At 66.6% G+C, this 19,966-nt stretch carries 18 protein-coding genes; 10 read left to right on the top strand and 8 right to left on the bottom strand.

Features of this window, described 5'->3' with window-relative positions:
• Positions 1 to 75 precede the first annotated feature (75 nt).
• The 4 genes from AC13C7_RS11565 to AC13C7_RS11550 are packed head-to-tail and all read left to right on the top strand — an operon-like array spanning position 76 to position 5,089.
• Positions 76 to 1,326 carry a sarcosine oxidase subunit beta family protein gene (locus AC13C7_RS11565; protein ID WP_172320742.1) on the top strand — a complete coding sequence of 417 codons (1,251 nt, stop codon included), beginning with the start codon at positions 76 to 78 and terminating at the stop codon, positions 1,324 to 1,326.
• A gap of 13 nt (positions 1,327 to 1,339) precedes the next feature.
• On the top strand, positions 1,340 to 1,612 hold the full coding sequence (locus AC13C7_RS11560) for a sarcosine oxidase subunit delta (RefSeq protein ID WP_172320741.1): 273 nt from the start codon (positions 1,340 to 1,342) through the stop codon (positions 1,610 to 1,612).
• Positions 1,612 to 4,542 carry a sarcosine oxidase subunit alpha family protein gene (locus AC13C7_RS11555; protein ID WP_482867560.1) on the top strand — a complete coding sequence of 977 codons (2,931 nt, stop codon included), beginning with the start codon at positions 1,612 to 1,614 and terminating at the stop codon, positions 4,540 to 4,542. The genes AC13C7_RS11560 and AC13C7_RS11555 overlap by 1 nt, the downstream gene beginning before the upstream one ends.
• Before the next feature lie 28 nt (positions 4,543 to 4,570).
• A complete protein-coding gene (locus tag AC13C7_RS11550; RefSeq protein ID WP_482867559.1) occupies positions 4,571 to 5,089 on the top strand; it encodes a sarcosine oxidase subunit gamma in 519 nt (172 codons plus the stop codon).
• A gap of 84 nt (positions 5,090 to 5,173) precedes the next feature.
• On the opposite strand, the gene AC13C7_RS11545 is transcribed toward AC13C7_RS11550, so the two are convergent.
• From AC13C7_RS11545 to dnaG, 4 genes are all read right to left on the bottom strand, one after another.
• Positions 5,174 to 5,440: an HlyU family transcriptional regulator gene (locus AC13C7_RS11545; RefSeq protein ID WP_172320738.1), complete on the bottom strand. Its 267-nt coding sequence runs from the start codon at positions 5,438 to 5,440 to the stop codon at positions 5,174 to 5,176.
• Between the two features lie 102 nt (positions 5,441 to 5,542).
• Positions 5,543 to 6,142, bottom strand: coding sequence for a hypothetical protein (locus AC13C7_RS11540; protein ID WP_172320737.1), 600 nt, complete (start codon positions 6,140 to 6,142; stop codon positions 5,543 to 5,545).
• 41 nt (positions 6,143 to 6,183) lie between these two features.
• Complete coding sequence (gene rpoD, locus AC13C7_RS11535) at positions 6,184 to 8,172, bottom strand: RNA polymerase sigma factor RpoD (protein ID WP_482867558.1); 1,989 nt, start codon at positions 8,170 to 8,172, stop codon at positions 6,184 to 6,186.
• An 84-nt stretch (positions 8,173 to 8,256) separates the two neighbouring features.
• Positions 8,257 to 10,179, bottom strand: a complete 1,923-nt coding sequence (gene dnaG, locus AC13C7_RS11530) for a DNA primase (RefSeq protein ID WP_482867557.1) — start codon at positions 10,177 to 10,179, stop codon at positions 8,257 to 8,259.
• A gap of 145 nt (positions 10,180 to 10,324) precedes the next feature.
• On the opposite strand from dnaG, the gene AC13C7_RS11525 reads away from it, so the two are divergent.
• From AC13C7_RS11525 to ribD, 4 genes are all read left to right on the top strand, one after another.
• A complete protein-coding gene (locus AC13C7_RS11525; protein ID WP_172320734.1) occupies positions 10,325 to 10,513 on the top strand; it encodes a hypothetical protein in 189 nt (62 codons plus the stop codon).
• Positions 10,514 to 10,559: 46 nt separating this feature from the next.
• A complete protein-coding gene (locus tag AC13C7_RS11520; RefSeq protein WP_482867556.1) occupies positions 10,560 to 10,982 on the top strand; it encodes a secondary thiamine-phosphate synthase enzyme YjbQ in 423 nt (140 codons plus the stop codon).
• A 145-nt stretch (positions 10,983 to 11,127) separates the two neighbouring features.
• The gene (nrdR, locus tag AC13C7_RS11515) at positions 11,128 to 11,595 is read left to right on the top strand and encodes a transcriptional regulator NrdR (RefSeq protein WP_172320732.1); all 468 of its coding nucleotides are present in this window, start codon (positions 11,128 to 11,130) and stop codon (positions 11,593 to 11,595) included.
• Positions 11,596 to 11,598: 3 nt separating this feature from the next.
• Positions 11,599 to 12,684 carry a bifunctional diaminohydroxyphosphoribosylaminopyrimidine deaminase/5-amino-6-(5-phosphoribosylamino)uracil reductase RibD gene (gene ribD / locus AC13C7_RS11510; protein ID WP_482867555.1) on the top strand — a complete coding sequence of 362 codons (1,086 nt, stop codon included), beginning with the start codon at positions 11,599 to 11,601 and terminating at the stop codon, positions 12,682 to 12,684.
• 126 nt (positions 12,685 to 12,810) lie between these two features.
• Here the strand turns inward: ribD and AC13C7_RS11505 are convergent, their stop codons facing one another.
• The 3 genes from AC13C7_RS11505 to AC13C7_RS11495 all read right to left on the bottom strand — a co-directional run bounded on the left by AC13C7_RS11505 (position 12,811) and on the right by AC13C7_RS11495 (position 17,369).
• Positions 12,811 to 14,862, bottom strand: a complete 2,052-nt coding sequence (locus AC13C7_RS11505; RefSeq protein WP_482867554.1) for a capsular polysaccharide biosynthesis protein — start codon at positions 14,860 to 14,862, stop codon at positions 12,811 to 12,813.
• 4 nt (positions 14,863 to 14,866) lie between these two features.
• A complete protein-coding gene (locus tag AC13C7_RS11500; RefSeq protein ID WP_456236977.1) occupies positions 14,867 to 16,000 on the bottom strand; it encodes a polysaccharide biosynthesis/export family protein in 1,134 nt (377 codons plus the stop codon).
• Positions 16,001 to 16,085: 85 nt separating this feature from the next.
• Positions 16,086 to 17,369, bottom strand: a complete 1,284-nt coding sequence (locus AC13C7_RS11495) for a capsule biosynthesis protein (RefSeq protein WP_482867553.1) — start codon at positions 17,367 to 17,369, stop codon at positions 16,086 to 16,088.
• 151 nt (positions 17,370 to 17,520) lie between these two features.
• Here AC13C7_RS11495 and AC13C7_RS11490 point away from each other — a divergent pair, with 151 nt between their 5' ends.
• Together AC13C7_RS11490 and AC13C7_RS11485 are read left to right on the top strand one after the other, a co-directional pair.
• A complete protein-coding gene (locus AC13C7_RS11490) occupies positions 17,521 to 18,111 on the top strand; it encodes a riboflavin synthase (protein ID WP_482867552.1) in 591 nt (196 codons plus the stop codon).
• 92 nt (positions 18,112 to 18,203) lie between these two features.
• Positions 18,204 to 18,776: a hypothetical protein gene (locus tag AC13C7_RS11485; protein WP_482867551.1), complete on the top strand. Its 573-nt coding sequence runs from the start codon at positions 18,204 to 18,206 to the stop codon at positions 18,774 to 18,776.
• 120 nt (positions 18,777 to 18,896) lie between these two features.
• Here AC13C7_RS11485 and AC13C7_RS11480 read toward each other — a convergent pair whose 3' ends face one another.
• Positions 18,897 to 19,913, bottom strand: a complete 1,017-nt coding sequence (locus AC13C7_RS11480) for a proline racemase family protein (protein WP_482867550.1) — start codon at positions 19,911 to 19,913, stop codon at positions 18,897 to 18,899.
• Positions 19,914 to 19,966 lie beyond the last annotated feature (53 nt).

Here is a 19,966-nt window from a genome sequence, read left to right as displayed (position 1 = left end):
CCCGATGTCGCCATCCGCCATTTAACCCCGCCCGGCCCTGTGCTTTAACCTGAGGCGATCAGGAAGGGCGGGGCGATGCGATATTCCGGCTGGCAGGTGCTGAAACAGGGGCTGACAGGCAACAAGGGCTGGCAGCCCGCCTGGCGCGACCCCGATCCGAAACCGCAATATGACGTGCTGATCATCGGCGGCGGCGGGCATGGCCTGGCCACCGCCTTCTACCTCGCCAAGGAGCACGGGATAACCAATGTCGCGGTGCTGGAGCGCGGCTATCTCGGCGGCGGCAATGTGGGCCGCAACACCACCATCGTGCGCGCCAATTACGGGCTTCCCGGCAATTCCGAGTTCTATTCCCATTCCCTGAAACTCTGGGAGGGGATGGAGCAGGAGCTCAATTACAACGTGATGCACAGCCAGCGCGGCATCATCAACCTGTTTCACTCAGACGGCCAGCGCGATGCCTATGCGCGGCGCGGCAACACCATGATCAACCAGGGCGACGACGCGATCCTGCTGGACAATGCGGGCTGTCGGCGGCTGTTGCCCTATCTCGACTATGACCAGACCCGGTTCCCGATCTATGGCGGGCTCTACCATAAACGCGGCGGCACCGCGCGCCATGACGCGGTGGCCTGGGGCTATGCGCGCGGGGCGGATATGCGCGGCGTCGATCTTATACAACAATGTGAGGTCACGGGGATCGACATCGAGAACGGGCGGGTGACAGGCGTGCAGACCTCGCGCGGGCCGATCCGGGCGAAAAAGGTCGCGATGGCCGCTGCCGGACGCTCTGGCCAGGTTGCGGCCATGGCGGGGCTGCGCCTGCCCGTTGAAAGCCATATCCTGCAAGCCTTCGTCACCGAGGGGCTGAAGCCTTGCATCGACCATGTCGTGACCTATGGCATGGGCCATTTCTACATCAGCCAATCCGACAAGGGCGGGCTGGTCTTCGGCGGCGACCTGGATTTCTACGCCTCCTATGCCGCGCGCGGCAACCTGCCCACGGCAGAGCATGTGATCGAGGCGGGCATGACCCTGATGCCGATGATCGGCAAGGCGCGCCTCTTGCGCTCGTGGGGCGGGATCATGGACATGTCCTCGGACGGCTCGCCGATTATCGACAAGGCCCCGGTCGAGGGGCTCTATGTCAACGCGGGCTGGTGTTATGGCGGCTTCAAGGCGGTGCCGGGATCGGGCTTTTCCTATGCCCACCTGATTGCCACCGACCGCCATCACGCGCCCGCCGCGCGGTTCCGGCTGGACCGGTTCAACACCGGCCTCGTCATGGATGAAGAGGCCAAGGGCAGCCAGCACAACCTGCATTGAGGGGAGAGACACGATGCGCATCAAATGCCCCCTCTGCGGGGACCGCGACAGCCGCGAATACACCTATATGGGGCATGAAACCTATCTGGACCGGCCCGGTGACGAGGGCTGGAGCGCGGATTGGGACGACTACCTGCACCTGCGTGACAATCCGGCGGGCGTGACGCGCGACCTGTGGTATCACGGGGCCGGCTGCACGTCCTGGCTGCTGGTCGAGCGCGACACCGTCACCCATGACATCTTGCGGGTGGAGCTTGCCCGCGACGCCAAGCGGGGGCGCGGCTGATGCGGATCGAGGGATATGGCCGGATCGACCGGGATACGCCGCTGAACTTCTCATTCGACGCGCGCAACTTCCAGGGTTTCAAGGGCGACACGCTGGCCTCGGCGCTGCTGGCAAACGGCGTCCGTCTCATGGGCCGGTCCTTCAAGTACCACCGCCCGCGCGGGGTGCTGACGGCGGGCTCCGAGGAGCCCAATGCGCTGATGGAGATCGGGCAGGGCGCGGCAAGAACCCCCAATGTGCGCGCCACGATGCAGGAGGTGTTCGCAGGGCTTGAGGCACGCAGCCAGAACCGGATGGGACCGCTGCGCCATGACCTTCTGTCGGTCAATGACCTGCTGCCGAATTTCCTCAGCGCGGGGTTCTACTACAAGACCTTCATGTGGCCGCGCGCCTTCTGGGAAAAGATCTATGAACCCGTGATCCGCCGTGCCGCGGGTCTCGGGTCGCTCTCCGGACAGGCCAACCCGGACCGGTATGAGACCGGTTTTGCCCATTGCGACATCCTGGTGATCGGTTCCGGCCCCACCGGGTTGATGGCGGCGCTGACGGCGGCTGAGGGCGGGGCCGATGTGATCCTGGCCGAGGAAAGCGCGCATTTCGGCGGGCGGCTTATCTCCGAGGCCGAGGAACTGGACGGCCAGCCCGGCCCCGACTGGGTCGCCGAGATGCTGGAGGCGCTGCACGAGACGGGCCGCGTGCGCCTGATGAACCGCACCACCGTGACCGGGGCCTATGACGGCGGCACCTATGGCGCGCTGGAACGCGTCGGCCTGCACCTGCCCATGACGCCCGACCTGCCGCAGGAATGTTTCTGGCGCATCCATGCGCGGCAGGCGGTGCTGGCGGCGGGCGCTTTGGAGCGGCCCATTGCCTTCCCGATGAACGACCGCCCCGGCATCATGATGGCCAGCGCGATCCGCAGCTACCTGCACCACTACGGCGTGGCGGCGGGGCGCAAGGTGACGCTCTTTGCCACAAATGACGACGCGCATCGCACCGCCTTGGACCTGATGGCGGCAGGCGTCGAGGTGGCGGGGGTCATGGATAGCCGCACGGACGCGCAGGCGCAGGGGGACTATCCGCTCTTTGCCGGGGCGCAGGTGATCTCGACCCGTGGCCGTCAGGCGCTGCGCGAAATCACCATCCGGCAGGGCGGCTCCGAGCAGAGGATCGAGACCGATTGCCTCGGCGTCTCGGGCGGCTGGAACCCGACCCTGCACCTGACCTGTCACATGAATGGCCGCCCGGTCTGGAACGAGGATATCGCCGCGTTCGTCCCCACCGAGGGCGCGGTGCCCGGTCTGACGCCCGCCGGGGCCTGCAACGGGGTCTATTCGACCTCCCGGTGCCTCTCCGCCGGGGTCGCGGCGGCGGGGGCTGCGTTGCAGGCGATGGGGGCCAAGGCGCCCGAGATGGAGATCCCCGAGGCCAGCGACAGCCCCGGCAAGGCCCGCGCGCTGTGGCTTGTCGAGGGCAAGGGTCGCGCCTGGCTGGACTTCGCCAATGACGTGACCTCCAAGGATATCAAGCTGGCGGCGCAGGAAAATTTCCGTTCCGTCGAGCATATGAAACGCTACACGACGCAAGGGATGGCGCCCGATCAGGGCAAGAACTCCAATATCGGCGCGCTGGCGCTGCTGGCCGATGCCACGGGCCGCGCCATTCCCGAAACCGGCACCACCACCTATCGCCCGCCCTTCGCGCCGGTCAGCCTGGCGGCCATCGGCGCGGGCGGACAGGGTAAGGCGTTCGCGCCGCAACGCTTCACCACATCGCACGAGGCCAGCGTTGCGCGGGGCGCGCCGATGATCGAGGCGGGGCTGTGGTATCGCCCCTCCTATGTCCCGCGTCCGGGCGAGGCCACCTGGCGCGAGGCCTGCGACCGCGAGGTGACGATGGTGCGGACACATGTCGGGGTCTGCGATGTCTCGACCCTCGGCAAGATCGACATTCAGGGCCCGGATGCGGCGGCGTTTCTGGACTTTGTCTATGCCAACATGTTCTCGACGCTCAAGGTGGGGCGCGTGCGCTATGGCCTCATGCTGCGCGAGGATGGGCATGTCATGGATGACGGCACCACGGCGCGGCTCGGAGAGACCCATTACGTCATGACCACCACCACCGCTGCGGCGGGCGAGGTCATGAAACACCTTGATTTCGTTCAGCAATGTCTGCGCCCCGACCTGAACCTGCGCACCATTTCCGTCACCGAGCAATGGGCGCAATTCGGCGTCGTCGGACCGCGTTCGCGGGAGCTTCTGAACACGCTGCTAGATAGCCCCATCGACAATGACAGCTTCCCCTTCATGGCCTGCGGCGAGGTCGGCGTGGCCGGTGTCGCGGCGCGTCTCTTCCGGATCTCGTTCTCCGGCGAACAGGCCTATGAGATCGCGGTGCCCGCGCGCTATGGCGATGCGCTCTACCGCCTGCTGGTGGCGCAGGCCGAGGCGCTTGGCGGCGGGGCTTACGGGATGGAAGCGCTGAATGTGCTGCGCATCGAAAAGGGCTTCATCACTCATTCGGAAATTCACGGCCGCATCACCGCGTTCGATATCGGGATGGACCGGATGATTTCGGCCAGGAAGATGTGCATCGGCAAACCGGCGGCAAGCCGCGCGGGGTTGCAAGACCCGATGCGCGAGCGGCTTATCGGCCTGAAGCCCGTCGGCGCGGTCAAGCAGCTGACGGCGGGCGCGCATCTGTTCGAGGAGGGGGCCGCGCCGGTCGCCGCCAACGATCTGGGGTATGTCACCTCGGTCGGGTTTTCGCCCACGATGGGGCATTTCATCGGGCTCGGGTTTCTGTCCGATGGCCCGTCGCGCATCGGGGATCGGATGAAGATGGTCGACCACCTGCGCGGGGTCGAGACGTTGGTGGAGATCTGCGACCCGGTCTTCCATGACCCGGAGGGGGAGAAGCTACGTGGTTGATCTGATTGCGAAAACACCCTGCGCGGACTTGTTGCCGATCAAGGTCGAGGCGGTGACCCTGTCCGAGGTCACGCCCGAGGCGATCACCTCGATCATGCCTTATGAGGGGAAATGGGAGGTCGCGTCGGAGGCGCTGAAATCGGCGCATGGGATCACCTTGCCCGGCCCCGGTCGCAGCACGGGAAAGGGCGACATCCGCGCGATCTGGACCGGGGCGGGGCAGGCGATGGTGCTCGGGGCCCGCCTTGATGCGGGGCTCGCACCCCATGCGGCATTGAGCGATCAATCCGATGCCTGGGCGCTGATGCGGCTGGAGGGGGCGGGGGGCGAGGATGTGCTGGCGCGGCTGACGCCGATTGACCTCAATCCCGGTGTCTTCAAACGCGGTCATGTCGCGCGCAGCCTGCTTGGCCACATGAATGCGGTCATCGCGCGCGTGGGGGCGGAGGCGTTCGAGATCATGGTGTTCCGGTCGATGGCCGGAACGGCGGTGCATGAGTTGGAAGAGGCGATGAAATCCGTCGCCGCGCGGGCCGCGTTGCGGTGATTTCTGACAGGTTTGTCAGGAATTCCTGACAGGTTTGTCCGGTTTTGATGGTCGCGGGAGGCGGGGGTCTCCCCTCCGCACGGATCAGAACAGCTTGTCACCCATCTGGTCGATCAGCTGCTTGGATTTGACCACGGCCATCTCGACGGCCTGATCCTCGGAGCCGAACGTGTCGGCGCGGATCAGGCTGTGGGTTTTCAACTCGCCATCCACCTCCTTCTCGATCTTCGCGCCGAGGCGGAACTGAGTGCCTTCCTTGACCGGCTCGGGCGTGATGCGGAAGCCCTGATAGGTCTCAGCCTCGGCTTCTTTCGGGCTGGAGGAACCGAAGAGTTTGGAGAGTAGGGACATGGGCGCGCTCCTTGGCAAGGTCGGCGGCATGGTGGCACAGGTTGGATGAGGATGCACGGGGGGAGTGGGGGCGCGGAGCCGGGCGGGTGCCTGCCCTACGGTTCAGGCGAGGTTGGCGACATCCGGGGTCAGGTGATGGATGTAGCGCCGATAGGCGTGGCGCTGCGGGATGCCCATGACATGCTCAGCGGTCTGATACATGGCGTGCCAGGCCTCGGGTGAGGTCGGGCCGGAGCAATCGACATCGCCAAGAAACCCGACCAGCATCAGATGGGCGTCAACGCCTTGATCGCGCAGCCAGATCAGATGGGCCAGACGATTGGCATATTGATAGAAATGCAGCATCCAATTGCGGTCCTCTGCCACACCCAAGCGCTGCTTGCATTGGTTGAGGCTACTTTCGATAAGTGTTCGGGATCGGCCTGAGCTTTGCGTCGGGCTGCTAAAGAATTCGGGGATATGGGCCTTGGCCTCGACCAGAACGACGCTGTCTCCCGCTCGACCCAAGGCATCCCATTGGGGCCCACGTTTCGGCCAGAAGCGACTAAGCGGCTCTGCCAAGTGGTCCAGCCCGAGCAGGCTTAGAAACGCCGCGTCGCGGTATTCGGCATGTTCATCCTCGGCGCGCGGTGATAACCAGTCGATCGGCCCGAGGGCAGCGGGTTGAAGCAGATCGGGCCGGTTTTCGACAGCCCGCTGCATCCATTTCAACGATCCCTTGTGGCCTTTCGGCTGGATAACCCTCACTGATCCAGGAAACTCCGCAATTTCCGCGACCGGCTCGGGTGTTTCAGCTTCCTGAGCGCCTTCGCCTCGATCTGGCGGATGCGCTCGCGTGTCACCGAAAACTGCTGGCCCACTTCCTCAAGCGTGTGGTCGGTGTTCATGCCGATTCCGAAGCGCATCCGCAGCACCCGTTCCTCGCGCGGGGTGAGGCTGGCCAGCACCCGTGTCGTGGTTTCTTTCAGGTTGTCCTGAATGGCGCTGTCCAAGGGCAGGACGGCGTTCTTGTCCTCGATGAAATCGCCGAGCTGCGAATCTTCCTCGTCGCCAATCGGCGTCTCCAGCGAGATCGGTTCCTTGGCGATTTTCATCACCTTGCGGACCTTTTCTAGCGGCATTTGCAGCTTTTCGGCCAGTTCCTCGGGCGTCGGTTCGCGGCCGATTTCGTGCAGCATCTGGCGGCCGGTGCGCACCAGCTTGTTGATCGTCTCGATCATGTGCACGGGGATGCGGATGGTGCGGGCCTGATCCGCGATGGAGCGGGTGATCGCCTGACGGATCCACCAGGTCGCGTAGGTGCTGAATTTATAGCCACGGCGGTATTCGAACTTGTCGACCGCCTTCATCAACCCGATATTGCCTTCCTGAATGAGATCAAGGAATTGCAGGCCCCGGTTGGTGTATTTCTTGGCGATGGAGATCACCAGGCGCAGGTTGGCCTCGACCATTTCCTTTTTCGCCTGGCGGGCTTCCTTCTCGCCCTTCTGGACCTGCTGCACGATGCGGCGGAATTCGGAGATGTCCAGCCCGACATACTGGCCCACCTGCGCCATGTCGCCCCGCAGGGTCTCGACCTGGTCCATGGAACGCTCGAACAGCGCCTCCCACCCGCGGCCGGATTTCTCCTGCATCCGCTCGACCCAGGAGGGGTCCAGCTCGTGGCCGCGATAGGCCTCGATGAACTCGCGGCGGTTGATGCGGGCCTGGTCGGCGAGCTTGACCATGCCGCTGTCGATCGACATGACGCGGCGGTTGATGCCGTAAAGCTGGTCGATCAGCGCCTCGATCCGGTTGTTATGCAGGTGCAATTCGTTGACCAGCAGCACGATCTCGGCGCGCAGTTTCTGATAGGTCGTCTCCTCGGACTTGGAGAAGCTCGAATCCTCGTTCAGCGTGGCCGAGATGCGCAGATCCTGCATCTCGCTGAGCTTGGCATAGTCGCGCGCGATCAGGTCCAGCGTTTCCAGCACGCGCGGCTTCAGCGCGGCCTCCATCGCGGCGAGGCTCATATTGGCCTGCTCGTCCTCATCCTCGTCATCGTCGGTGGCGATGGGGTTGCCGTCGGCATCCAGTTCCTGGGTCTTTTCGGATTTCGCGGTCTCGTCACTGGCCGTGGGGGCGGCGGCGCCGGGGACCACGGGGGCGGCAACCTCGCCGTCCTCCTCCAGCGTGCTGCCGAAGGTGGCATCCAGGTCGATCACGTCGCGCAGCAGGATTTCCTCTTCCAGCAATTCGTCGCGCCAGATGGTGATGGCCTGGAAGGTCAGCGGGCTTTCGCAGAGCCCCGCGATCATCGTGTTGCGGCCGGCCTCGATGCGCTTGGCGATGGCGATCTCGCCCTCGCGGGACAGCAGTTCGACGCTGCCCATCTCGCGCAGATACATGCGCACGGGGTCGTCAGTGCGGTCGAGCTTTTCGGTCGCGGTGGCGGAGACGGCCACTTCGCGGGATTTCGAGGTCTCGACGATCTCGGTCGAGCCCTTGTCCTCTTCCTCGGCCTCTTCATCCTCGATGATGTTGATGCCCATCTCGGAGAGCATCGACATCACGTCCTCGATCTGCTCGGAACTGACCTGTTCCGGCGGCAGGACCGCGTTCAGCTGATCGTAGGTGATGTAGCCCTTGACCCTTGCGTCGGCGATCATCTTCTTGACGGCGGTCTGGCTCATGTCGAGACCGGTATCTGCCTCTTCCCCGTCGGGTTTGCGATCGTCGTTGTCTTTGGCCATTCGGTTTCCCCTTCACGGGCGAGGTGATTCGGTCCCCGCGTAAGATACATGTCTAATTGCGAATCACTGATTCGCACACCCGGATCAGCGGGTTTTCTTGACCCATGCCTTGCCGTCTATCAAGTCGCGGAGATGACGCGACAGCGCGCCCTCGTCCTCGCCCGGTGCCGCCCCGTCGCTGGTTTTCGGCGCATCGGCCTGCTGGCGGGCGTGCAGCGCGTGGTTCAGCCGCCAGTTCAGCCGCGCCTCGTCGGTATGGTCCAGATCTTCCAAAGCCTCGGTCATCTCGTTCTGGATGCCGCGCCGGGCGGCCAGCTTGGCAAACTCCTCGGCCAGGCAGCGCGCCGCCTTCTCGGTGTCGCCGGGGGTGCGGATCCAGGGTGCGATCCGGACATGGCCAAGGTTGAGCAGCGTTTCAAGGGCAGGGGTCAAATTAGCCCGGTCCAGCGCCTCGGCAAGCGCGTCGCGGTCCCGATGCGGCGTCGCCATGAGGATCCCCGCCAGTCGGGCGTGATCGGGGTTGGCGGGCGCCATCTGTTCGATCTGGCGCTCGAACCGGTCGATCAGGGCGGGCGTCAGGCAGAGCGTGGCCAGGATCAGCGCGTGGCGCATATCGGCGTCAGACATTGCGCCCGCGGCCAGAACCGAGGCGCGGGTCTGGGCCATGGGGGCGGCGGGAGCATTTCGCCCCTTCGAGGGCGTCCAGGTTCCGCCCTTGCGCGGGGCGCGGAAAAGCTGGAACCGCAGGTCGTTCAGCGCCTGGCCGTAATGCCGTTTCAGCGACGGATCCTTTATCCGGGCGACCGCGCTGCGCAGCGATTTGTCCAGCGTGGCGCGGCGTTCGGGGCTGTCGAAGCTGCGCCCTTCGGTCTCGCGCTGCCAGAGCAGGTTGACCATCGGCTGCGCGCTGTCCAGCAGGTCCTGCATGGCGCGCGCGCCCCTGGCCTTGATCAGGTCGTCGGGATCCTGCCCCTCGGGCATCAGGCAGAAGCGCAGCGATTTGCCGGCCTCCAAGAGCGGCAGCGCCAGGTCGATGAGGCGCATCGCGGCCTGAAGCCCCGCCCGGTCGCCATCCAGCGCCACGATGGGCTCATCCGAGATGCGCCACAGCAGTTGCAACTGGCTTTCGGTGATCGCGGTGCCAAGCGGCGCGACGGACGCCGTGAACCCGGCGCGGTCCAGCGCGATCACGTCCATGTAGCCCTCGGCCACAATGAGCGGCTTGCCCTTGCCCGCCGCCTCGCGCGCAGGCCCGTGGTTGTAGAGCGCGCGGCCCTTGTCGAAAAGCTCGGTCTCGCGGGAGTTGAGGTATTTCGCCCGCGCGTTCTGGTCCATCGCGCGGCCGCCAAAGCCGATGCAGCGCCCGCGCGGGTCGCGGATCGGGAACATGATGCGGTCGCGGAAGGCGTCATAAGGATTTCCGCCATCGTCGGGCTGGCTGGCGATCCCGGCGGCGACGATCAGTTCGGGCGCATGGCCCTTGTCCTTCAATGCCTGGAACGCGCCCTGCCTTGCATTGGGGGCATAGCCGATCTCGAACCGTTCTTGGGCGGCCTCGTCCAACCCGCGCCCGTCCAGATAGTCGCGCGCCGCGCCACCGCTGCCCGCGCGCAGCTGCATCCGGTACCAGGCGACGGCGGCCTCGGTCACCTCGGCGATCAGGCCGCGCCGGTCGGCCTTTTGCTGCGCCTGCGGATCACGGGAGGGCATGGTCATCCCGGCCTCGCGCGCGAGGATCTCGACCGCTTCCATGAAGCCGACATTCTCGGTGGCCTGCACGAAGCTGAGCGCATCGCCCTTCTCGTGGCAGCCGAAGCAGTAATAGAACCCCTTGCGGTCATCGACGTGGAACGAGGGCGATTTTTCCTGGTGGAACGGGCAAGGCGCCCACATGTCGCCCTTGGCCTGGTTCGACTTGCGATTGTCCCACATGACCTTGCGGCCCACGACCTGCGCAAGCGAGGTGCGGCTGCGAAGTTCATCCAGAAAACCGGGGGGCAGACTCATGTCGCGCAGTATCTGCGCCACGCGGGGCAGAGTCCAGCGGATGCGACAGGTTGGAGTTTCACTAAAATGTCACGATTGCGTCGGGTCGGGACCGTAATTGCAGCGCAGGAAGGGGCATTGGGGGCGATCTTCACGGGAGCGCGAGATGTTGAAGAGTTTTCTGACGGACGACAGCGGCGCGATCACCGTCGATTGGGTGGTGCTGACGGCGGCGCTCTGCGGTCTTGCGATTGCGGTGACAGCGCTGATCAGCGCCGGCGCGCGGACGCCCACGAATGCGCTCAACTCGACTCTGTCGACCGATGTTGTCGGCGATCACGACAGTTTCGATTGAGGCCCACGCCTCGACCCTGCCGCCCGTCCGGTGCAGTATCGGGGCGATGCAGACGCAACTCACCATTTCCACGCACGGCCCCGGCCTGACCGAGATCACGCGGGAGGTCGCCGATTGGCTGGCCCGGATCGGCGCGCGCGACGGCCTGGTGACGCTGTTCATCCGGCACAGCTCGGCCTCGCTGCTGATCCAGGAAAACGCCGACCCCGAGGTGCAGGCCGACCTGACCGCCTTCTTCCACCGCCTCGTGCCGCCCTCGGACGATCCCGAGATGGCCTACCTGACCCACACTTACGAAGGCCCAGACGACATGCCCGGCCATATCAAGGCGGCGCTGCTGCCGGTCAGCCTGCAGATCCCGGTGGCGGAGGGCCGGATGGCGCTTGGCACCTGGCAAGGCATCTACGTGGTCGAACACCGCACCCGCCCGCATCAGCGCCATGTCGCGCTGCATTTCCGGGTCGATTGACCCTGTGGCAACAGGTGGCCCCCATGATCTAGGGGCTGCAATTCCCCACTACCCAAGCCCTCGCGTCGGGCCTATAGTGCCTGTGGATAAGCGGGGCATCAGACCCCAGAGGCTTGAGCAGTCAAAGACGAGGGGGGATCGGCCCATGCGCTGCCCGTTTTGCGGAAATGTAGATACCCAGGTGAAGGATTCGCGCCCGGCGGAGGATCACGTGGCCATCCGGCGGCGGCGGTTCTGCCCGGCCTGCGGGGGGCGCTTCACCACCTATGAGCGCGTGCAGCTGCGCGACCTCGTGGTGATCAAGACGAATGGCAAGCGCGAGGATTTCGACCGCGACAAGCTGGAACGCTCGATCCGCATCTCGATGCAGAAACGCCCGGTCGAGCCCGAGCGCATCGACCAGATGATCTCGGGCATCGTGCGGCGGCTGGAAAGCATGGGCGAGACCGACATCCCCTCGAACAAGATCGGCGAGATCGTGATGGAGAGCCTGGCCCGGATTGATACGGTGGCCTATGTCCGCTTCGCCTCGGTTTACAAGAACTTCCAGGAAGCCGATGATTTCGAGGAATTCGTCGCCGAACTGCGCCCGCCCGTCCTGCCCGAAAGCTGAGCCATGAGCGGCGATGACGCCCGTTGGATGCGCACGGCCCTTGGCCTCGGCGCGCGGGGGCAGGGCCGTGTCTGGCCCAACCCCGCCGTGGGCTGCGTGATCGTGCGCGACGGCCGGGTGGTCGGGCGCGGCTGGACCGGGCCCGGCGGTCGCCCCCATGCCGAGACGGAGGCGCTGCGCCAGGCCGGAGAGGCCGCGCGCGGGGCCACGGCCTATGTCACGCTGGAGCCATGCGCCCATTTCGGACGCACGCCGCCCTGTGTCGAGGCGCTGATCCGCGCCGCGGTGGCGCGGGTCGTCATCGCCATGGGCGACCCCGATCCGCGCACTGACGGGGCCGGGGTCGAACGGCTGCGCGCGGCGGGGATCGCGGTGACATCGGGTGTCGAGGAAAGGGCCGCCGCCCGCGCCCATCAGGGCTTTGTAAGCCGCGTGACCAAGGGCCGCCCTACGCTGACCCTGAAACTGGCCAGTTCCCTCGACGGTCGCATCGCCACGGGGACAGGTGAAAGCCAGTGGATCACCGGCCCCGAGGCGCGCCGCGCGGTCCACGCCATGCGCGTGCGCCATGACGCGGTGCTGGTGGGGGCGGGGACTGCGCGGGCCGATGACCCATCGCTGACCGTGCGCGGCCTTGGCATGGCGCATCAGCCGGTGCGTGTCGTGATCAGCCGCCGGTTGGACCTGCCCACGGACAGCCAGCTTGCCCGCAGCGCGCGGGATATTCCGCTGTGGCTGATCTGTGCCGAGGATGCGCCGGAAGAGCGCCAGGCCGACTGGCGCGAACTCGGAGCCGAGATCATCGCCTTGCCCGCGCCGCTCGACTTGGGCCAGGCCCTTGCCGCGATGGGCCAGCGCGGCCTCACCCGCGTTTTCTGCGAGGGCGGCGGCGCGCTCGCGGCGTCGCTGCTCCAGGCCGATCTGGTCGATGATCTGATCACCTTCACCGCCGGCATGACGCTCGGGGCCGAAGGGCTGCCCGCGATTGGCCCCCTGGCGCTTGCCGCGCTCGATCAGGCACCACGCTATGCCCTGCGCGAGACCCGTCAGATCGGCACCGATATCCTGACCCATTGGTCCCGCGCCTGACGCGACTTTCTCTTTCATTTTGCCAAAAATACCTGACTCCGTCTCTTACCGCCGGGACCGTCATTCGCCATTGAAGACCAGTTCAAGCCGAGAAGGTCCCCGGCACGGGGGCCGCCGAGGGCGCCTTCACCGCCACAGATGCGCATGCCCCGCGAACCAGCCCTGCAATTTCGCCAGCGCGCGCAGGCGGATCGCGGGGCGGGGGATGGTGTCGCTGGCCAGCCGCTCCAACGCCACTTCCGGCGGGCAGGCCATGCCGGTGACGGGATCGAAATAGCGCGGATAGGCGATGAGGACGGCATGGGCGAGAGCCGTCAGCGAAGGGCGGGCCGCCCGGCGCGCGGGGATGGGGCCGAGGTCATCCGTCAGCCCCCACCCGGCATAGAATGGCGCGCCGAGGCAGGTGACGGGAACGCCCCGGATCAGCGCCTCGAAGCCGAGGAGCGAGGTCATGGTCACCACCCGGTCCGCGCGGGCGATCAGCGCCACGGGGTCGGCATGGTCGGCCACGATATCGGCCAGCCCTTCCAGCGCGTCGCGCGTAATCTTGCCTTCGCGCAACCCCGCCTCCACATCCGGGTGCGGTTTGTAGATCAGGCAGGCCTCGGGGTGCAGCGCGCGCGCCTTGCGCAGTAGTTCCAGGTTGGTCCGGATCTCGCCCGCGCCAAGCCGGATCGAGGCGTCATCCTCGACCTGTCCCGGCACCAGCACCACTTCGCGGCCCTCGGGCAGGTCCAGCGCGGGCACCCCGCCGATATTGTATTTGCTGAGCCCCGTGCGGATCAGCGCCTCGACCAGCGCCTCGGCGCGGCGCAGGCGGGGTTGGGGCAGGGCGGCGGCCTGGGTGATCAGCGCCTCTAGGCGGCTGGCCCGCGTCGGGTCGTAGTAGATGCCGAGATCGTCCAGCACCAGGCTGAGCGGCGGCACCAGGTCCGCGCCGAGCCCGCGCGAGCGCAGGAACCCGTCCTCGACCCGAACCAGGGGCCGCCCCGCACAGGCCGCGCGGACCTCCTCCGTTTCCTGCCCGGCCCAGACCATGACGGGGCGGTTCATCGCCACCGCCGCTGTCGGCGTCTTGGCAAAGCGCAACGCCTGCCCCGCGCCGCCGAAGACCTTTTGCAAGGGCGCGCGTTTCCAGGCCCGCATACCAAGGGCGACATGGCCAAAGCGATCCTCGCGCCAGGCCCGCGCGCGGGCCTCCAATGTCGCCAGCACATCCTCGAAGACGCAGAGCCGGTCGCGATAGGGGTCATACCAGGTCGGGAATTCCAGCATCGTCACGGCGAATAGCTGTGCGCGGGTCAGGCGCCGCGCGCGTCGCGCGACCGGGTTGCGATCCTCGGTCAGGCCCCATCCGGCATAGAAGGGCTGGCCGAAGATCTGCGGCTTGTGGCCCGCGAAAATGGCCTCGTAGCCAAGCTGCGAGGTCACGGCATAGACCGCGACAGCCCCCTCCATCAGCCGCCAGGGCGAGATCGGAGCGGAGACAAGCGTGGTGCGCTCGTCGCAATCCTCATCCCCGAAATGGCCCGGTCGGTGGCCCGCGCGGGTTTCGGGGTGGGTCTTGATCACGATCCGCGCAGCCGGATGCTCCAGCCGTGCCTGCACCAGCATCTCGCGGAACGTGGCGGCATCGGCCCCGCCATGGCGGATCGAGGCATCGCCCTCGGTCTGGTCGATGACCAGCACATAGCCGGGGGCAGGGGGCGCGACCTTGGGGTCGACGGCACTGTACTTGGTCAGGTGCCCTTCGACCATCCGCGCCATCCCCTCGCGGGCGCGGTCCAGCAGCGCGGTATCGTCCAGCGGATGGGTGGCCAGCATGTGCTCAAGGTCACTGGGCGCGGAACTGTCGAAATAGACGCCGCGCCGGTCGATGGTCAGGCCGAGCGGCGGTTCGCCCTCGCGGCCCGGATGCAGCGAGCGCAGGAAGGCATCCTCGACCCGCACCAGATGCGCGCCCGTGGCCGCCGCCGCCGCCTCGCCGCGGTTCGCATAGGGGCTGCGGCCCCAGACCAGCACGTCATCCTCCGGCCCCGGCTTGCCGAGGCGCAGGTCGTGACCCGCCAGCGTCAGGATGCGCCGCACGCGGGCATTGGTCAGGAAGCCGCCGTTGAAATAGTACGCCCGCCGAGATGTCCCCCCGGCGGGCGTGTCTGTTCCGTCGCCTTGCGCCAAGGAGCTACTCGGCCAGGCTGCTGATCGAGCCCGCGGTGCCAAGCGTACCGGTCAGCGCGCTGATCACCTGGTTCCACTGGGCAAAGGGGGCCAGCGTGACATAGAGCGTATCCTCGTCCCTGATCACGAAATCGCGGGCCTCGAACATGCCGGTGGGCGCGGTCAGGTCCAGCACGTAGATGAAGCGCTGCGTGCCGACGATGTCGTTGCGCCCCAACACGGCGCGGGCAATCGCCTCGGGCTCGTTGCGCAGGATGAAGACGCCGGTGGGATCGGCAAGGCTCGGGTTCAGGCCGCCGACGGTGGCGATCGCCTCGATGGCCGAGATCGTCTGGCTTTCGAAGGGCACCCGTGTCTGCGCGTTGGTGGCCCCGAGTGCGGTGAAGGTGCGGCGGTCCTCCTCGACCAGGATGCGGTCACCCGCGCGCAGCGCGATGTCCAGTTCCGGGTTGGAGTAGAGATCCTCGAACCAGATCGTGCCGGTATGGCCGCCGCGCACCACGGTGATCTGGGCGATCTCGGGCTCGATGGCGACGCCGCCCGCCCGCGCCAGCATTGCCGACAGCGTCCGGGTGGGCCGTTCGATGGCGAAGACGCCTTGCGCCCCCACGGCCCCCGCCACGGTCACGGTCGCCCCGTCGCCCGCCACGCGGCGCACGATGATCTGCGGATCGGGGGTCTGTTCATCCAGGTTGCGGGTCAGGATCTGGCGCAGGCCCTCGGGCGTGTTGCCCGCGGCGCGGACCCGGCCCGCATAGGGAATGAAGATGAACCCGGCACCATCGACCTGCACCTCGTCCAGCACCGTGCTTGGCGCGCCGGTGGCCCCGAGCAGCGGATCGGTCACGTTTTCCCAGATCGACAGCGACAGCGTGTCGCCGGGCCGGATCTCGTCCGAGCCAAGCTGGCCGGCGTTGATGAATTCCTGCGAGAAGCCGAGCGCCTCGACCACCGATGTGGCGCGCAGCACGCGGTCATTGACGGTGACGACAAAGGCATCGCCCTGACGTTGCACGGATCCTGCGAAGAGCTCGCTGCGGTTGGGGCCGGATCGCGGCAGCAGCCCACATTGGGCCACCAGCGATACAACCACCAAGAGGGCGACGAACCGCGCCCCTCGGGAAGCCAGTGATGTCACGGATTTCGGCTCCTTATTTGCCTGTACTGCCTCGGTTTATTTTTTTGTCACTCTAGCGAAAAGTTTTTCGCCTGACCAGTTTTTGTTATTTCACCAGCCGCAGGTGTTGCCGTGGTGCAGGTCGGCCCGCATCCAGCGCCTCGTAGGGGTCGTCCGGCGACAGCATCATGTCGACCACCTGGCGCAGGAGTTGCCGCCGCCCGCGCGCCGAATAGAAGCTGCCGGTGATCTGCGAGGTCTCCAGCAGGTAATGGCGATAATCGCGATAGGCGCGGCTGTCGGGGCGGGTCGGCGTCTGGAAGAACTCGTCGAGGCTCTGGGTCGAGACGAATTCCGGCTTGAGGTAGACCGCCGTGCCGAACGCCTTGAGCGGCAGCCCGCGCCAGAGCGCTTGTTGCGCGGCGGTGGAATTCACGGTGACGGCGCTGCGCGCATCGTCCAGCAGGCGCGCGAGCTTGCCGCCGCGCACGTAGTGGACGCGGGCAGCGACCCCCTCATCCCGCGCGATCCGGGCGATGACGCGGGGCAGGGGAACGCGGCCATCCTCCAGCGGGTGCGATTTGATGACCAGGTGGTGATGCTGCGGCGCGCCCGCGGCAAAGCCCTCGATCAGCATTTGCAGGAAATCGGACTGGGTGTCGAAGGGGCCATGTTGCTGGAAGCTGGAATCATGTTCCAGTTGCAACAGCGCCAGGTGATAGGGAAAGCCGCCGGTCTTGATGCGCCAGGTGGCGATCTTGCGCGACAGCGAGATGGCGGGCATGAAGGCGATCCGGCGCAGGTAGAGGCGCAACTCCCGCGCCACGGTGATATTGCGGTGCGGTCGGAAGTTCCGGTAGCGGAAGTTCAGGAACATCACGAACCAGTGGTAGAGCGCGCCGTAGAAGATGTGCTGCCGCATGTCGCCCCATTTCGCGGGCGTGTCGGGCAGGTCCAGGTCCAGCCCCTTCAGCGCGCGGCGCATCTGCGGCACGGTGGTCTCCATCAGCCGCGAATGCCCGTTCGACCCGCCACGTTCATAGGTGACCCAATAGGGCCGCAGGTAGCCTTCCTCGAACACATGCACGCGCAGGCCGCGTGCCCTGGCGATCTCGACCGCACTTGCGTGGATGGGGCGTGTGTCGCCGTAAAGCACGATATCGGTGGTATGGTGGCGCTCCAGCAACTCGGTGAACCGCGCGGGCCAGTTCTCGACCGTGCCGCGATAGGGGATGTAGCTTGGCCGGTGGTGCCAGAAGGCGCTGTCGCCCTGGTTGAAGCCGACCCGCCAGACATCGGCGCCTGCCGCGCGCAGCATCTGGCCGAGCCGGTGAAAGAACGGCCCGTGCGGTCCCTGGAGGAACAGGAAGGATCGGTTTTCTGCGGCCATTACAGGCACGTCCGGCCTCGTGATCATGAGAGAGTGGTAGCGTGTCGTGATCTCTCTTGCACGGGGCAATGGCACCTTGAGGGCCGGTTTATGCCTTGATTGTGGCGCGGGCCTTGGCGATAGGTGAGGGCAGCAACCCGGAGTACCCCCCATGTTCACAGGCATCATCACCGATATCGGCCGTATCCGCACGCTGGAAAACCGCGGCGATCTGCGCGCCCGCATCGAGACCGGCTATGACACCGCGGGTATCGAGATCGGGGCCTCCATCGCCTGTGACGGGGTTTGTCTTACGGCGGTGGCGCTCGGGGGCGATTGGTTCGACGTCGATATCTCGGCCGAGACCGTCTCGAAGACCAATATCGGGGATTGGGCCGAAGGCGGGCGAATCAACCTGGAACGCGCCCTCAAGGTGGGGGATGAGTTGGGCGGCCATATCGTCTCGGGCCATGTCGATGGCGTGGCCGAGGTGGTGGCGATGCGCGACGAGGGCGACAGCACCCGCGTGACGTTCCGCGCGCCCGAGGATCTGGCCCGCTTCATCGCGCCCAAAGGGTCCGTGGCCCTCAATGGCACCTCGCTCACGGTGAACGAGGTCGCGGGCCGCGATTTCGGTGTCAACCTGATCCCGCATACGCAGGAGGTGACGACCTGGGGGCTGGTGAAGCAAGGCGACCGGATCAACCTGGAGATCGACACGCTGGCCCGTTACGTGGCGCGGTTGCAGGATTACACGGGCTGATCTCGCCTCTTTTTCAGGCAGGCGCGGAATGGCAGGCCCCTACTGCAATGGCCCACTGGTGCGCGCGCCCCGGTTCGGTCTAGACTCGGCCCATGACCCAGATCGGACATAATAACGGCCCCGCGCTGGAGCCGGGCTTCGGCTTTCGCAAACACGCCTGGGGCAAGGCGCGCAAGGCGCTGATGAAGACCCTGCCGCTGGAGATCCTGCGTGTCCGCGTGGCGCGCGCAGACCGGCTCGGGATCGACTACCGCACCTATGCCTCGATCCGCGCGGCATCCGGCCATGACGTGGTGGCGTTCCTCTTTTCCGGCAATGCGCTGGAGATGCGCCGGGGGGGCGCGATCGCGCCGGACCGGCAGGCGCGGCTGATCGGTCTGAAGGACGCCGCAGGCCGCATCGGGGCGATCTACGCCCCCGCCGACCCGGACGCGGTGCTTGCGGAAAACGCCATGCTGCTCGACGCCACCACCCGCGCGCCCGGCTTCACCGAAAGCTGGTCGGCCACACGCGACCGGTTGCGCGCCACCCTGCGCCGCCACGGCCTGCCTGCGGATGGCACCGTCCTGATCCCCGCCACCGCCGTCGAACGCGACTGGTGCGCGGCGGGCAAACTGGCGGGTGTGATCGACGCAGAGCGCTTCTTCTCCTCATCTTCTTCGTGAAAATACCTGCGCCCGCTATCTGGTCCATGCACGGCTGAAAGGGGAGGCGGCGGGGCCGTGAGGCTCCGCCCCCAGTCGGATTGCGCAGCAATTCGAGACAAGAGGCCTTATCTCCGGCGCTCAGCCGACCATGAACCCTTCCGGAAACGGATCGCCCGGATCCAGCAGGTGCTGCGACAGCCCGTAAATCCAGCCCTGACCCGACAGGCTCGGCACGATGGCCTCAAAGCCCCCCACCTCCGTCACGTCCTCGATCCGGCCCGTGAAGCGCGTCCCGAGCGGTCCCTCGTTGATGTAATCCTGCCCCACCTCCAACAGCCCGCGCGCGTGCAGGCAGGCCATCCTGGCGCAGGTGCCGGTGCCGCAGGGCGACCGGTCCAGCGCCCCCGCGCCGCCGGTGGCCAGGGTCACCACGCTGCGGCCCGATGCGCCCTCGGCCCGCGCCGGACTGGTGAGTTGCGAGATCGTCGGGCCGGTGATCGCGGCGTTCTCGGGATGGGTCACCGGCAGCTGCTCGCGCGCCGCCCGCCGCAGCGCCTCCGAGATGCGCATGATCTCGCCCGCGTTCCCGGCGTGCAGGTCGACGCCGAACTGCGCCGCCTCGGCGATGACGAAGAACATGCCGCCCCAGGCGATATCGACCCGCGCGGGCCCCAACCCCGGCATCTCGATCGGCGCATCGAGATGCATCGCGAAGACCGGCACGTTGCGGAACCCGACGTGCGTGACCTTGCCGCCCGCGCAATCCGCCCGCACCTCGATCAGCCCCGCGGGGGCCTCCAGCACAAGCTCGGTCACGGGCTCGATCATCGGCAGGATGCCGGTCTCCAGCAGGGCGGTGACGACGCAGATCGTGTTGGAGCCCGACATCGGCGGGTATTCCGTCTGCTCCATGATGATGAAACCGGCATCGGCGCGCGGGTCGCAGGGCTCCACCAGCGCGTTGCAGCACAGCGCCGGGTGCCCGCGCGGCTCACGCAGCATGAGCTTGCGGATATGGTCGCCCTCGGCCGCCAACCATTGCATCTTCTCGAAGACCGAATTGCCGGGGATGGGCGGCAGCCCGCCAGTGATGACGCGCCCCGGTTCGCCCTCGGCATGGACCTCCACGCTGGTGATCATCCGTGATGCGCGCATGACCGTCCCTCCCCCCTGGGCGGAAAGGCTACGCCCCGGCGTGACGTCATGTC

This window comes from Alterinioella sp. B-7, assembly GCF_056857775.1.
This window is presented reverse-complemented; position numbering and strand designations above follow the sequence as displayed.